Annotated in this window: 18 protein-coding genes; 11 read left to right on the forward strand and 7 right to left on the reverse strand. The window is 58.9% G+C overall.

The features are described 5' to 3' along the window. Positions 1 to 12: 12 nt before the first annotated feature. The 7 genes from hisS to mqnF all read right to left on the reverse strand — a co-directional run bounded on the left by hisS (position 13) and on the right by mqnF (position 5,695). On the reverse strand, positions 13 to 1,224 hold the full coding sequence (hisS, locus tag WCY31_RS05015; RefSeq protein ID WP_345973439.1) for a histidine--tRNA ligase: 1,212 nt from the start codon (positions 1,222 to 1,224) through the stop codon (positions 13 to 15). Beyond that, entirely contained in the window at positions 1,221 to 1,808 is a 588-nt protein-coding gene (gene tmk, locus WCY31_RS05020) for a dTMP kinase (RefSeq protein WP_231020974.1), read from the reverse strand. Before tmk ends, hisS begins: the two co-directional genes overlap by 4 nt. Further along, complete coding sequence (gene coaD, locus WCY31_RS05025; protein WP_231020975.1) at positions 1,793 to 2,284, reverse strand: pantetheine-phosphate adenylyltransferase; 492 nt, start codon at positions 2,282 to 2,284, stop codon at positions 1,793 to 1,795. The genes tmk and coaD overlap by 16 nt, the downstream gene beginning before the upstream one ends. Then, positions 2,277 to 2,804 (reverse strand): UbiX family flavin prenyltransferase, encoded by a 528-nt coding sequence (locus WCY31_RS05030; protein ID WP_345973441.1) that lies wholly within the window; start codon positions 2,802 to 2,804, stop codon positions 2,277 to 2,279. Before WCY31_RS05030 ends, coaD begins: the two co-directional genes overlap by 8 nt. 313 nt (positions 2,805 to 3,117) lie before the next feature. Continuing rightward, positions 3,118 to 3,534 carry a PAS domain-containing protein gene (locus WCY31_RS05035; protein WP_231020977.1) on the reverse strand — a complete coding sequence of 139 codons (417 nt, stop codon included), beginning with the start codon at positions 3,532 to 3,534 and terminating at the stop codon, positions 3,118 to 3,120. A 71-nt stretch (positions 3,535 to 3,605) separates the two neighbouring features. Then, positions 3,606 to 4,475 (reverse strand): signal peptide peptidase SppA, encoded by an 870-nt coding sequence (gene sppA, locus WCY31_RS05040; RefSeq protein WP_345973443.1) that lies wholly within the window; start codon positions 4,473 to 4,475, stop codon positions 3,606 to 3,608. 2 nt (positions 4,476 to 4,477) lie between these two features. Beyond that, complete coding sequence (gene mqnF / locus WCY31_RS05045; RefSeq protein ID WP_345973444.1) at positions 4,478 to 5,695, reverse strand: aminofutalosine deaminase family hydrolase; 1,218 nt, start codon at positions 5,693 to 5,695, stop codon at positions 4,478 to 4,480. 79 nt (positions 5,696 to 5,774) lie between these two features. Here mqnF and aroQ point away from each other — a divergent pair, with 79 nt between their 5' ends. The 11 genes from aroQ to nrfD all read left to right on the forward strand — a co-directional run bounded on the left by aroQ (position 5,775) and on the right by nrfD (position 13,851). Further along, entirely contained in the window at positions 5,775 to 6,254 is a 480-nt protein-coding gene (gene aroQ, locus WCY31_RS05050; protein ID WP_345971212.1) for a type II 3-dehydroquinate dehydratase, read from the forward strand. Between the two features lie 5 nt (positions 6,255 to 6,259). Further along, complete coding sequence (gene folK / locus WCY31_RS05055; protein WP_345973446.1) at positions 6,260 to 6,751, forward strand: 2-amino-4-hydroxy-6-hydroxymethyldihydropteridine diphosphokinase; 492 nt, start codon at positions 6,260 to 6,262, stop codon at positions 6,749 to 6,751. Further along, the gene (locus tag WCY31_RS05060) at positions 6,748 to 7,575 is read left to right on the forward strand and encodes a P-loop NTPase (RefSeq protein WP_345971216.1); all 828 of its coding nucleotides are present in this window, start codon (positions 6,748 to 6,750) and stop codon (positions 7,573 to 7,575) included. The genes folK and WCY31_RS05060 overlap by 4 nt, the downstream gene beginning before the upstream one ends. Then, positions 7,575 to 8,123: a hypothetical protein gene (locus WCY31_RS05065; RefSeq protein WP_345973447.1), complete on the forward strand. Its 549-nt coding sequence runs from the start codon at positions 7,575 to 7,577 to the stop codon at positions 8,121 to 8,123. The genes WCY31_RS05060 and WCY31_RS05065 overlap by 1 nt, the downstream gene beginning before the upstream one ends. After that, positions 8,107 to 8,421 carry a cupin domain-containing protein gene (locus WCY31_RS05070; protein ID WP_345973448.1) on the forward strand — a complete coding sequence of 105 codons (315 nt, stop codon included), beginning with the start codon at positions 8,107 to 8,109 and terminating at the stop codon, positions 8,419 to 8,421. The genes WCY31_RS05065 and WCY31_RS05070 overlap by 17 nt, the downstream gene beginning before the upstream one ends. A 20-nt stretch (positions 8,422 to 8,441) precedes the next feature. Next, complete coding sequence (locus WCY31_RS05075) at positions 8,442 to 8,957, forward strand: shikimate kinase (protein WP_345973450.1); 516 nt, start codon at positions 8,442 to 8,444, stop codon at positions 8,955 to 8,957. Next, positions 8,954 to 9,382: a thioredoxin family protein gene (locus tag WCY31_RS05080; RefSeq protein WP_345973451.1), complete on the forward strand. Its 429-nt coding sequence runs from the start codon at positions 8,954 to 8,956 to the stop codon at positions 9,380 to 9,382. Before WCY31_RS05075 ends, WCY31_RS05080 begins: the two co-directional genes overlap by 4 nt. Beyond that, positions 9,379 to 10,578, forward strand: a complete 1,200-nt coding sequence (locus WCY31_RS05085; protein ID WP_345973452.1) for an NAD(P)/FAD-dependent oxidoreductase — start codon at positions 9,379 to 9,381, stop codon at positions 10,576 to 10,578. Before WCY31_RS05080 ends, WCY31_RS05085 begins: the two co-directional genes overlap by 4 nt. A 108-nt stretch (positions 10,579 to 10,686) precedes the next feature. After that, on the forward strand, positions 10,687 to 11,985 hold the full coding sequence (gene hisD, locus WCY31_RS05090; RefSeq protein WP_345973453.1) for a histidinol dehydrogenase: 1,299 nt from the start codon (positions 10,687 to 10,689) through the stop codon (positions 11,983 to 11,985). Positions 11,986 to 12,433: 448 nt separating this feature from the next. Next, on the forward strand, positions 12,434 to 12,952 hold the full coding sequence (locus WCY31_RS05095) for a 4Fe-4S dicluster domain-containing protein (RefSeq protein WP_231020989.1): 519 nt from the start codon (positions 12,434 to 12,436) through the stop codon (positions 12,950 to 12,952). Beyond that, positions 12,952 to 13,851 (forward strand): NrfD/PsrC family molybdoenzyme membrane anchor subunit, encoded by a 900-nt coding sequence (gene nrfD, locus WCY31_RS05100; protein WP_231020990.1) that lies wholly within the window; start codon positions 12,952 to 12,954, stop codon positions 13,849 to 13,851. Before WCY31_RS05095 ends, nrfD begins: the two co-directional genes overlap by 1 nt. The last annotated feature ends 7 nt before the right edge of the window (positions 13,852 to 13,858 follow it).

Raw genomic sequence — 13,858 nt, forward strand, 5'->3', positions numbered from 1 at the left:
TGCTTCCTGAAGTTAGAGTTGATCGGCCGGAATAACCGATTCGGTTTTGGTTTCGAGGTCTTTGATCCAGACCTTCCCTTCGTTGCGTTCGTTTTCGCCGATCACGACGCAATAGCGTGCGTTGATGCGGTCGGCCCCTTTGAGGTGGGCCTTGAGGCCTTTGGGCGCGTATTCGACGACGACGGTGTCACCGGTGCGTTTGTCACGGGCGAGCTGCATGATCTGGGGCAGGGACTCGGCGTCCATCGCCCCCATGTAGTAGCCGTGACGGAGCGCTTCGGGCATTTTGATCAGCTCCAGCAGACGTTCGATCCCGATGGCGAAACCGACGGCCGGGGTAGCGCGGCCGTCCAGGAACTCGACGAGGCGGTCGTAGCGCCCCCCGCCGGCCACGGCGCTCTGGGCACCGATCTCGTCGCTGACGAACTCGAACGCCGTCTTGGAGTAGTAGTCCAGTCCGCGCACCAGGTGGGTGTCGACCTCGTAGGCGATCCCGCCCTCGTCGAGCAGCTGTTTCAGCGTCGCAAAGTCGCTCTCGCACGCTTCGCAGAGGTTGTCCATCAGTTTCGGAGCCTCTTGGTAGAGGATCTGGCACTTGTCGTTCTTACAGTCGAGCACGCGGATGGGGTTGGTCGCTTTGCGGCGGGCACAATCCTCGCAGATATGCTCTTCGTGCTTGTCGAGGAAACCGACGAGCATCTCGCGGTACTGCGGCATACAGTGCTGGTCGCCGAGGGAGTTGATCTTGAGACGGAAAGAGATCCCAAGGGCCGTGAGAATGTCGGCGATCATCGTGATGATCGTGACGTCCTCGTAGACGGAATCAACGCCGAAGCTTTCGCAGCCGAACTGGTGGAATTCGCGCAGGCGCCCCTTCTGCGGGCGTTCGTAGCGGAACATCGGCCCGTGGTAGAAATAGCGGTGGATCCCCCCGGCGCGGTCAAGCTTGTTCTGCACGAAAGCGCGCACGACGCCGGCGGTCCCTTCGGGGCGGAGACAGACGTCGTTCTCGCCCTTGTCGATGAACTGGTACATCTCCTTGCCGACAATGTCGCTGGACTCGCCGACGGAGCGTTTGAACAGCGTCGTCTCCTCGAGCAGCGGCGTTTCGACGTAGCTGAAGCCGTAACGCCTGGCGATGGCCGTGGCCGTTTCCAAAAAGTATTCAAACCGCACGTTGTCCGGCGGCAGTATGTCATTCATACCACGCAGGGAACGAATCATGACTCTCCTTTGGTGATGATAATTTCTTCGATCTGTTCGGTGATCGTATCGACGTCCAGCGCGGCATCGATGACGAGGGTCGGGATCCCCAGCAGCCGGGCGGCCCGCTCCAGTTCATCCTGAATCGCCAGCAGGTACTCGGTGCCCCGGGACTCGATGGCGTCCTGCTCTTTGCCGGCGAGACGGCGTCTGAGCTCGGGTTCTTCCAGCTTCAATACGACGGCGAAGTCGGGCAGCACCCCTCCCGTGGCAAAGCGGTTGAGGTGGAGCAGTTCGTCGGGCTCGAACGCCTGCTTGACCATGGCGTAGGCCATCCCCGAAATGACCGAACGGTCCGAGACGATCAGTTCGGAGCGGTGGGGAAGGACGACCTCCTCGATATGCTCGCTGCGGTCGGCCAGGAAGAGCAGCATCTCCGCGCGCTCGGACCGGACCCCCGTCTCCAGGAGCAGGGAGCGGATCCGCTCCCCGGCAGGCGTGCCGCCGGGTTCCTTGGTGAAACAGGCATCGGGGAAACGCTCCCTCAGGGCTGCCATCTGGGTCGACTTCCCGGCGGTATCGATCCCCTCTAGGACAAGGTACATGAGTCCATTCCCCGGATGATGGCTTCCACCTCGGCGGGCAGCAGGTGCTCCGTTTTGCCGTTGAAGGTGAGCAGATTGCGCACGATGGAGGAGCTGACAAAGGCGTTTCTCAGACTGGGCATCAGGTAGACCGTTTCGACGTTCGCATCGAGCGAATGGTTCAAATAGCCCAGCTGCAATTCGTATTCGAAATCGCTGACGGCGCGCAGACCGCGGATCAGGATATCAGCACCGTATTCGCGCGCCAGGTCTATGGTGAGATTGTCAAAGCCGATCACCTCGACATGCTCGAGGCCCCCGACGGCGGCATGGGCCATGCTGACGCGCTCATCCAGGGTGAACATCGGCTTTTTCGTGTGCGACTCGGCGACGGCGACGATGACGCGGTCGAAGAGTTTGAGCGCCCGTGCGATGATGTCGTAGTGCCCGTTGGTGATGGGGTCGAAGGTCCCCGGATAGAGTGCTGTTTTAATCATCGCTCCCCCAGCGTCTGTAAAGATCGTTTTCGATACCGATCAGGTCGAACCATTTGCCGATCATAAAGTTCTCCATGGCATCGAGGCTCTCCTGTTGCGAATAATATGCCAGGACCGGCGGGGCGATAAAGACACCCAGGGTTGCCAGTTTGTGCATGTTTTCCAGGGCAATGGCCGAAAAGGGCATCTCCCGGGGTGCGAGCAGCAGGGTCTTATGCTCCTTGATCATCACGCTCGCCGCCCGTGTGGTCAGGTTGTCCGCGATGCCGACGGCCACCTTGGCCAGCGTGTTCATACTGCAGGGGATGATCAGCATCGCATCCGCGCCGAAGGAGCCGGAGGCCAGCGGCGCGGCGATGTCGTCCTCGTCGTGCAGCGTGACATCCTGCTCGTGGCGGAAAACCGTCTTGGCGTTTTCGGAGACAATGAGGTGCTTCTGGACATGATCCGGCAGGGCCCGGAGGGTTTTGAGTCCCAGGGAGGCTCCGCTTGCACCGCTGATGGCTATGATGATCTTCATGCACGCTCGCAAATTGAAATGGGTGCTATTTTACCACGTGGGGACTTAGGTTGCGTATGGGCTCGTAACGGAAGTGTCGGAAAGGGGCGAGAAAGAGGGAAGAAGTACGGCTGTACTCTTCCGTCTCCGAACGAAACTTGAACATGCGGACCATCGTGATCCGCAACGGGGTTAAAACCAAGGTAAAGAGCTTTACCCTGACTCCACTCTAGCAGAGCAAACTTGGCGTTATCCTTAAATCGCCCCTGAAACGGGGGGAAGAGGGGGCAGTGTTCCGGCCCGATCCATAACGTTTGTTAGTGAATCACCAAAACTATTTTTCTTTGGCGATGAGGTCCTGGTACTGCTTGATGACGGTTTTGAGCTTGTCACGGTCCGGCATCTTACGCGAAGCGATATAGCCGATGATATTGCCCGCTTCATCTTTTTTCGGCACGATCGTGACGACGACCCAGTAGTATTTTCCGTCCTTGCGGAGGTTTTTGACGTACCCTTCCCAGGTCTTTCCCTCTTTGATCAGTTTCCACATCCCCTCAAACGCCGCTTTGGGCATGTCGGGATGGCGCAGAATGCTGTGGGGCTCTCCCAGGGCTTCCTCTTTGGAGTAGCCCGTCATCTCCACGAATTTGCGGTTGACGAAGGTAATGACCCCTTTCAGGTCGGTTTCGGAGATCAGGCTTCTGCCGTCGAAAAGAACTTCTTCATCGATAGGTTTCGGTCGTTTGATCATATATTATCTCTTTCTTTCTAGTGCGGATGACAGTGCGCTGTACATCAGTTTTTCACATTATAGCGTGCTCTTTATTTGAGAACCATATGCGGGAAATAAAGTTGCATCATGCTGGTCCCTTCCACGCCGAGGGCGCGGAAAAAACGTTCCATATCGCTCTCTTCGCTCCAGACGGGGTCGGAGACGCCGCTGCGCGCTTCGAGACGCTGCCGCGCATCGTATTCGACACCAACGCTGTCAATAAGGCCAACGGCTTTCGCCTGGCGTGCCGTAAAGATGTGCGCATCGGCATAGACGCTGCTTTTATCGGGGTCAAGGCCGCGCGCATCGGCAACATCGTGAACGAACATCGCATAGGTGTCTTTAATGACTTTTTCGATCTCGGCCCGTTCATAGGGGGTCCAGGTACGGTCCGGCGTGCCGGCCTGTTTGTATTTGCCGGCCTTGACGACCTGGGTGCCGATACCGACTTTTTCCATCAGACCCTGCAGGTTCGCGCCCTGCATAATGACACCGATGGAACCGACCATGGCGCCGGGGTTGGCGATGATCTCGTCGGCCCAGATGGAAGCGTAGTAGCTGCCGCTCGCAAGCATTCCCTTGGCGTAGACGACCACGGGTTTGGTCTCACGCAGCCGTTTGACCGCATAGGCCACTTCGACGGAGGGGGCCACGGCGCCGCCGGGGGAGTCGGCAACGAGCAGTACCCCCTCGATCTGGGGATTGCCCCGGGCCTCCTCCAGGGAACGGACGACCTCGGTCGTATCGATAATAGGGCCGTTCAGTTCGATGCGCTGGAGATTAACGCTTTCAAACCCGTCGTCGGGCATCGGGAAAAAGAGCACGAAAAGCAGCAGCACGAACAGCAGCGCCTTGAAGTGGTTCTGGATATAGTCGATTATCGCGCCCAGGGGGGCAAACAGCATTTTCAAAAAGTGCATGGTTATCCTTTGGGGGAGATCCCGTCGATAAAGATTCGGCGGAAGGGGTAGCGCTGCAGCAGCAGATGCAGCGGCGTGTCGTCGCTGGGGGTATGGTCCAGCTCAAGCCAGAGCATGTCGGCGGCTTTCCCTTCGGCGATTTCGCCGCAGTTGAGGCGCAGGGCCTTCGCCGCATCGACGGTGACGCTGTTGAGCAGGCGGCGGGCCAGGGGAAGCAGCGGGGTCTCCGAATGCATGAAGAGCGCTATTTTCATCTCTTCGAAGAGGTCGAGGGCGTAGTTGGAGCTGAGTCCGTCGGTCCCCGTCAGCCAGGTAAGTTCATGGGCTTCGAGGGCGTCAAGGTCGATGGCGCCGTTGCCCAGAAGCCGGTTGGATACGGGACAGTGGATGACGGTATGGCCTGCGCGGGAGAGGGCTTCGAGCTCTGTGGGCTGTGCCTGGACGACATGGGTCATCAGGGTCGGCGTGTCGGTGAACAGTTCGAGGAAGCCCGCGGCATCGTTGACGGCATACTCTTGCTGGAGCAGCTCGTGGAAGAAGGGTTTGAACTCTCCTTCGTTCCGGTCGAGCCACTCCCGCTCGGCCGGGCTTTCGAGGTAGTGGGCTGTCGTGACGAGCCCTTCGTCCCGTGCAACCCGCAGGGCGCGCTTGATGAGGGCGGGGTGGACAGAGTAGGGGGAGTGGACGGCGACGGCGGAGAAAAAACCGGGGCGTTCGACGCTTTTCGAGGCATCGAGACGCTGCAGGAAATCCCCGTACAGGGCGTCGGCCATCGCCGCCTGCGAGCCGATGACCTCATTGAAAAAGACGACTTTCTGCGGCGCGGCGGCGGCGGCTTCAAGGTCCAGGCCGTGGGAGCTGATGGCCCCGAAGGCCGTGATGCCGTTACTGAGCATCATGGCGATCGTGCGATCGAGGCACTCCCGGCCGCAGGCATTGACGAGCGCTTCGCGCTCCTCGATCACGCTGTAGAGCCAGGTGAGGAAATTGCCGTATTTCAGGGTCGTTTTATTGGCGCTGAATTCGAGATGGACATGGGGATTGATCAGGCCGGGCATCAGCAGCGTCGGCCCCTCCGCTTCGAGGATATCGGCGTCGGGGAAACGCGCTTGGAGCGTATCGGAAGGCGCGACGGCGACGATGGTCTCCTCGAAGGCGACGGCGTGTTCGGTCATGATGCCGGTCGGTGTGAGAATCGCGGAGGGAATGAGAATCGTCATCGGCTGCCCTTAGAAGAACGCTTTAATATAGTCAAGCGTATAATACCCACTCGATTTTAAAACGAGATAAGGAAGATTAATGAAAATTGCAGTCATTCAGGGACCGAACCTCAATATGCTCGGCGTCCGTGAACAGCAGATTTACGGGCCGATGAAGCTTGAACAGATCCACCAGCAGATGAAAGAGTTCGCTGACCAGAACGGCGTGGAAGTCGAGTTTTTCCAGAGCAACCTTGAGGGCGAGATCGTTGACCGCATCCAGGAGTGTTACGGCGACGCGGACGGCATCATCCTCAACGCCGCGGCCTACACCCATACTTCCATCGCGATCCGCGATGCGATCTCCGCCGTCAACCTGCCGACGCTCGAGGTCCATATCAGCAACATTGCACGCCGCGAAGAGTTCAGACAGCAGAACATGATCGCGCCGGTGTGCACCTCTTCCATCGTCGGCTTCGGCCCGTTCGGTTACCACCTCGCCATGGTCGGTATGCTGCAGATCTTCAATGAAATCCGTGTGGCAAAACAGGCGGCGCAGCAGGCGGCGCAGCAGGCCTGACGTAAATGATCGAGCGGCGGCTCTCCTCCGGCCTGGTCCTGATCCGCACAGGTCAGTTTCCCGGCCTCTTCCCCGGTCGCGGTCTGCCGCACAGGGCGGTTGTCGGGATCGGGGGCAACCTGGGAGACGTCGTCAGACGCTTCGAACGGCTGCTCGTCCACCTTCGCCGCGACCCGCTCCTCAACGTGCTTTCCGCTTCAGCGCTGCTGCAGAACCCCCCGTTCGGCTATGCGGACCAACCCGACTTCATCAACGGGGTGCTTCTCATCGAGACGACACTGCCGCCGCGCGCGCTGATGCGTCACCTACTGCGCATCGAGCGCCGATTCCGGCGGGTACGCACCTTTGCCAACGCACCGCGGACCCTGGACCTCGATCTCCTCTTTTATGACCGGAGACAGCTGGATTATCCGGATTTGACCGTTCCCCATCCGCATTGGCGTGAGCGCGAAAGCGTCGTGATCCCGCTCTCTTTGCTGCCGGGGAGGACGCGATGAGCCGCCCGGCCAAGCGCACCCGGTTTATCGCCGTCACCAGTGGCAAGGGCGGGGTCGGCAAAAGCACGATCACCTCCAACCTGGCGCTGCTGCTCTCCATCAGCGGCCTGAAGGTGGCGGTCTTCGACGCCGATATCGGTCTGGCGAACCTGGACGTCATGTTCAACGTGACGGCAAAGCACAATATTCTGCACGTCCTCAAGGGGGAGGCAGCGCTGAAGGATGTCGTCATCCCCATCCGGAAGAACCTGCTGCTGATCCCCGGCGAGAGCGGGGAGGAGATCTTCCGCTACTGCGATGCGGAGATGTTCGAGCGGCTTATCGGCGATGCAGGGGTGCTTGACGACATCGACATCATGCTGATCGACACCGGGGCGGGCATAGGCGAGCACACGCAGCTTTTCCTGCAATCCGCCGATGACGTGATCGTCGTCACGGTACCGGACCCCGCGGCCATTACGGACGCTTATGCCACGATCAAGGTGACGGCGCGCCGCCGCAAGGATATCAAGATGATCCTCAACCAGGTCCACAGCCCCAAAGAGGCCCACAACATCTTCGCGAAGATCAGCAGTGTCGCCAATACGCATATCGGGCCGGATCTTCGCCTCGAGCTGCTCGGAGAGATGACCCGGGATGACAAGGTCGCCTATGCGGTCAAGCGGCGATCGAGTTTTGTACGGGAGTTCCCCACCGCCAGGCCGACCCGGGAGCTGCAGGCGATTGCGCAGAACATCATGGCCGATATCGACCGCAGCGTCACGGTACAGGCAAGCGAAAGCGGCATTGCCGGACTCTTCAAACGTTTGTTGGAGCAGTTCTGATGGCGCGGGGTGTCCTGAACCAGGCGGAGGTCGATGCGCTGATGGAGCTGTTCGGGACGGCGCCGAAAAGCGAACAGAAACCACAGCATGCCGAGAAACCGTCACCGGAAGTCGGGGCGCTGCGCAGCGAATTGGAAGCCACGGCCCGGCGCTGGGAGGCCGCGTTGGCGGCACTGACGGGGGCGCCGGTGACGGTGACACTGCAGAGCATTGTCCGCCGGGGCAGGGCCGCGGAGGAAGCGGACGCAATTCTGCTGATGTGCGCGGAACGGGGACGCTATTTGATCGTTCCCGAACCCCTCGTCAATCTGGTCAATGAAAAAAGCCTGGGCGCCCTGGAACCCGATCCGCTGCTAGGGCATCCGCTCAGTACGATCGACAAGGCGCTTTTCGAATCGACAGGCGCCCTGTTTGCCGAAGGGAAAGGTCTGGCCGGGCTTGATCGTCTCCCGGGGGGCGAAAAGGTGCTCGAAGCGCGTTTCGATATCGCCGTCGCCCCGCTGCTGAAAACGACGGTGCGCCTGCTGCTGGATGAAGAATCTTTTTGAGTATCCCCCTCCGGCGGAGGGAGAAGAGACGCTGGAGCTACTGCTGCGCCGCGGCGCGGTCCGGATCGAGCGGATCGCCTCGAACCGGGCGCGGACGGAGTGGTACGATCAGGATGAGGAGGAGTGGGTCGTGCTGCTCGAAGGGACGGCGGAGCTCGAGATCGAGGCACGGCAGGTCACGCTGAAGCGCGGCGACATGCTGCATCTGCCGGCCCACTGCCGCCACCGGGTGCTTTCGACCTCGGATGACGCCCTATGGCTGGCGGTTTTTATGAGAGATATATCAGCGGTTGGTTAGGATAACCGGAAGGAATTTAGATGGCAAAGAACATTATTTTGATCGGATTCATGGGAGTCGGCAAGGGCAGCATCGCCCGGGAGATCGTGAAACAGCACCCCATGGTTGCCCTCGATACGGACGACGTGATCGAAAGCATGGAGAACCGGAAGATCAAGAAGATCTTTGAGGAGGAGGGTGAAGCGTATTTCCGCGCCATCGAACAGCATGTCGCCGAGTGGCTCGAATCGGATGTGCGCAATACGCTCATCTCGACGGGCGGCGGTTTTTTCAAAGTCAAGAACCTGAAAAAGATCGGTACCGTCGTCCTGCTGCATGCGGATTTCGACACGATACACCGCCGCATCCTCGCCCACCCGAATGCGGAAAAAAAGCTCAAAAAGCGCCCGCTTTTCCAGGATGAAGCCCGTGCCAGGGCCCTGTACGATGAGCGGGAAAAACACTATATGAAGGCGGCCGACATCGTCATCGATGTCGAAGGCAAAAGCCCCGAGAAGATCGCGAAAGAGATCATCAAAAAGGTGATCAGGAAATGAAAAAGCTCCTTTCCCTCCTGATGCTGACAGCCGTGTTGATGGCAGGACAGGGCATCCAGTGGGAAACGGATTATGATGCCGCCCTCGCGAAGGCGAAGACGCTGGACAGACCGATCTTCTTCGTTTTCTCCCGCCACAGCTGCAAATGGTGCCGCCATCTGGAAGAGACGACGTTTCAAAATGCCGAGGTAATCGCACGCCTCAACGGGGAGTTCGTCAACGTTGTCGCGTATACGGATGACGGCGATTTTGTCCCCGGAGCGCTCTGGAGCCCCGGGACACCGGCCCTCTGGTTCCTCGACAGTCGCGGCGAAACGATGTTCCCGGCGATCCCGGGCGCCGTCGGCGCCGCCGATTTTCTGCACGCGACGGACATCGTCTTGGAGGAGTACAAGGCGCGCCGCGCACAGAGGGGGACGCCATGACAAAACGCGTCATCATCGTCGGCGGCGGGTATGCCGGCGTCCGCGCGATGCAGCATTTGAGCGCACGCCCCTATATCCAGGTAACCCTGATCGACAAAAACCCTTTTCACTATCTTCAGACCGAAGCCTACGCGCTGATCGCCCAGCAGGCGACCCTGGTCGATGTCACCGTCGATCTGCCCGCGCTCTGCGAGAGCTATGCCTACGCCGCCTTCGTCAAAGCCGAAGTGACGGGCATCGACTTCGAGGCGAAAAAGGTCGTGACCGAGACGCGCGATTACTACTATGACTACATCATTCTGGCGATGGGGAGCAGAACCTTCTTTCCCGATACGATCCCGGGCCTGCACGACTATGCCCACGGGGTCAAAAGCCTCAAAAACGCCTTCCGCTTCCGGCAGCAGTTCGAACAGCAGCTCTTTGCGCGCATGAACAGCGAGGGGGACGAAGAGTGCCGCCGTTTCAATATCGTCGTCGCCGGGGCAGGACTCAGCGGCGTCGAGATCGCCGCCGAACTGGCGGATTACACCGGCTGGTTCATGCAGAAAAACCGGATGCTCTGCGACAGCATCGACGTCCACCTGATCGCTTCGCGCGATGAAGTACTTGCGGGCATGCACCCCTATTTGCAGGCCAAGGCGAAGGCACGACTGCAGAAACTCGGGGTGAATGTCATTTTCGGCAGCCGCGTCGCTGCGGTGGAGCCGAACGAAGCCGTGCTCGACAGCGGCAGGAGGGTCGCTTTCGATTTCATGATCTACGCCGGCGGCATCATTGCGCCGAGGCTGGTGCATACACTGGACGTCGAACGCAACAAAAAGGGGCAGATCGCCGTGCACCGTACGTTGGCGATCGTCGGGAAAGAGGACGCGTTCGCGATCGGCGACGTGGCGGATATCCGTGCCGAAGACGGCCGTCCGCTGCCCGCGACGGCCAACGGGGCGGAGAAGAGTGCCGCGCTCGCAGTCCTCAATCTGCTGCGCTGCAACCGCAGCGAACCGATGCTGGAACGGTCGATCCGCCTGGAGGGGTACATGGTCGCCCTGGGGCGGTTCAACGCGGCCGTCGTCATCTTCGGACGGATCAAATTCTCCGGCTTCCTTGGCTACGTGATGAAACGGCTCATCACCGACCGCTACAAGTTCCTGCTCGACAGCACGGCCTACAAGGCGTTCCGCCGTCGTCCCAAAGGCTGACCGGACCGCATATGCCTCCCACGAGTCCACGGCGGAAACCCGCCGGGTGACATTCAAGAAACAAACAGGCTATAATTGCGCCAAAGAAGTATAGAAAAGAGACATATTATGGTATTTACATCGACGACCGCCGCCGACTTCGACACGATTTTCTCCACCCTGCTCGAACGCGGGAAAATGGATATCGAGCATGTCACCGCTATCGTCGGCGGGATCATCAAAGAGATCCGCAGCGAGCAGAACACGGCCCTGAAGCGCCACATCGCGAAGTTTGACCAGTGGACACCCGAAAAAGATGAAGAGCTAAAAATTGATGCGGAGGCGATGGCGCAGGCCTACACCCTGCTTGAGCCCGAATTGAAATCGGCACTGCACCTCGCCTATGACCGCATTAAAGCCTACCATGAAAAGCAGCTGCCAAAATCCTGGTTCGATACGGAGAGCAACGGGACGATCCTGGGGCAGAAGGTGACACCGGTCGACCGCGCGGGCCTCTACATCCCCGGCGGGAAGGCAGCCTATCCGAGCTCGCTGCTGATGAACGTTATCCCGGCCCAGGTCGCGGGCGTCGAGGAGATCGTCGTCTGTACGCCGACGCCGGAGAACGAACCCAATGCCCTGCTGCTGGCGGCCTGCCACCTCTGTGGAGTGACGGAGGTCTACAAGGTCGGCGGCGCCTCCGCGATCGCGGCGATGGCCTACGGGACGGAAACGATCCCGAAAGTGGACGTCATCACGGGCCCGGGCAACATCTTCGTCGCCACGGCGAAGAAGCTCGTCTTCGGCGATGTCAACATCGACATGATCGCAGGCCCCAGCGAGATCGGGGTTCTGGCCGATGCGAGTGCGAACGCCAACCACATCGCGATCGACCTGCTGTCGCAGGCGGAGCATGACGAAATGGCGAGTTCCATCCTGATCACCCCCTCGGCCGAACTGGCGGAGCAGGTGAACCTCGAGATCGAGGCCTGGCTGCAAAAACTGCCCCGCGAGCAGATTGCGCGCAAGTCCATCGTCGAGCGGGGTGCCATTATCGTGGCGCGGGATATGGCCGAGGCCGTCGCGCTGATGAACGAGGTGGCGCCCGAGCACCTGGAGGTGTCGACGGACAACCCCTTTGAACTGCTCGCCTCCATCAAGCATGCCGGGGCGATCTTTCTGGGCCACTATACGCCCGAGGCGATCGGGGATTATGTTGCCGGACCGAACCACACGCTTCCGACCGGCGGGACGGCCCGTTTCTACTCACCGTTGGGGGTCGAGAACTTCTTGAAGAAGTCCTCGGTGATCGCCTTTTCCCGGGCGGCCATCAACGAGATCGGCGAAGCCTGCGCCCTGATCGCGCATACGGAGGGGCTGACGGCGCACGAGCAGTCGGTCCGCGTCCGTATGGGGAGCGCCGAGTAAGATAACTCCTGCTTATCCGAAGAAGATGTCAACTTAAATTGAATATCTTCTTCAATCTTTTTTTATATTATTAAAAATAATTTTACCAACACCGCATTTTTTACACATAACAGCCCAATTTTGATAATTCTGTGCCGCCAATTTAGTTTCAGTTAAAGTTAAATCCGATAGCATCCAGATAGCGTAAATGCCTTATAATGCCCTTATTTGCGGGGGTTTTAAATATTATAAGACATGATAATCGTACTGACGCTTTTGCATTTTCCGTTCGAAACGGAGGATACAAAAGCGTCTGTGCCGCTTAAAACTGGTGTAAGGAGAACACATGCAATTAGGCTTCCTGGTTGATCTGCATCTGTGTATGGGATGTAAGGGTTGTGAGATCGCCTGTAAAGTGGAAAACCAAGTTCCGCTTTCCACATGGCGTCTTCGTGTTAAATATGTGGACGTGGGAACGTTCCCGGAGACAAAACGGACGTTTACCCCGCTGCGCTGTAACCACTGTCACAATGCGCCGTGTGAGCGTATCTGTCCGGTCAGCGCGCTGCACTACATTGACAACGGCATCGTGAACATTGACAAAGAGCGTTGTATCGGGTGTGCGGGCTGTGTTATGGCGTGTCCGTACGGCGCGATCTACATCGACCCGGAAACGCAGACGGCTGACAAATGTACGTACTGTGCCCACCGTATCGCTTCGAGCCTTATGCCGGCCTGTGTTGTTGCTTGCCCGGTTGAAGCGAACATCTTCGGTGACCTGGACGATCCGACCTCGAATATCAGCAAGTATATTCAGAACCATCAGGGCGACGTTCAGGTCCGTAAACCGGAAAAAGGAACGGATCCGCACCACTACTACGTCGGCGGCGGCAACGTTCAGCTCAATCCTCTGGCATCGTTCAGAGTCGAAGGTCACCAGCTCTTTAACAAGCTGACGACACATATGCCGGTAGGAGGACACCACTAATGGTACATGAAGCTGTAGCTGCGACAAACGCCGTCGTCACACTCGACGTCGGGCTCCCGGGTATCGTCTGGGGATGGATCATTACAATGAATATGTGGGCGAAAAGCATCGGTACCGGTGTTATTTTCATGCTCTTCTACCTGATGAAGCGTTATCCGGAAGCGGCTGGAAGCCTGCGTTTCCCGGTGACAGTCGTCTCCATCGTCTTCATCCATATTTTCCTGCTGTTCACGGTCATCGACCTGCACCAGATGTTCCGTTTCTGGCACATCTTCTTTACGCCGCACTGGACATCGGCAATTACCGTCGGTGCCTGGATCGTTACGGTCCTCGTCCTCGTGCTCTTCGGTATGGCGTTCGCGACCTTCATCAAGAAGGACAACGCGCTCTTTGACAAGCTGCTTGTCTGGGCGGTGATCCTGGCGATCCCGGTTACCCTCTATACGGCGGCCATCATGGCGGAAGCGACGGCACGCGAACTGTGGCAGATGCCGACGGAAGCGGCACAGATGATCCTGGCGGCGACGCTTACGGGTTCTGCCACGGTCCTGCTGATGGGCGGCAACCTGCCGTACGAAGCGAAGCGTGACCTCGCAGTCATCCTCGGACTCTCCGCACTGGCGGCGTTCATCCTTTACATGTCCGAGCTGGTCTTCGGGCCGATCAAGGCAGAAGAGGTTGCGGCAACACTCGAAGCGGTCAAAGGCCACGGCGAGTACACGACGATGTTCTGGGTTGGACAGGTTCTGGCGTTTATCGCACCGTTCGTTCTGGTCATCCTGAGCGTGACAAACCGCTCTGCCGGCCTGCTGAAGGTCGCGGCCCTCTCCGCGATCGTCGGACTCTGGATCGTCAAGCACGTCTGGCTTGTCATTCCACAACTCTTGCCAATGAGCTAAAAAGGAA

The organism is Sulfurimonas sp. HSL3-1, from assembly GCF_039645995.1.
Taxonomy (GTDB): domain Bacteria; phylum Campylobacterota; class Campylobacteria; order Campylobacterales; family Sulfurimonadaceae; genus Thiomicrolovo; species Thiomicrolovo diazotrophicus.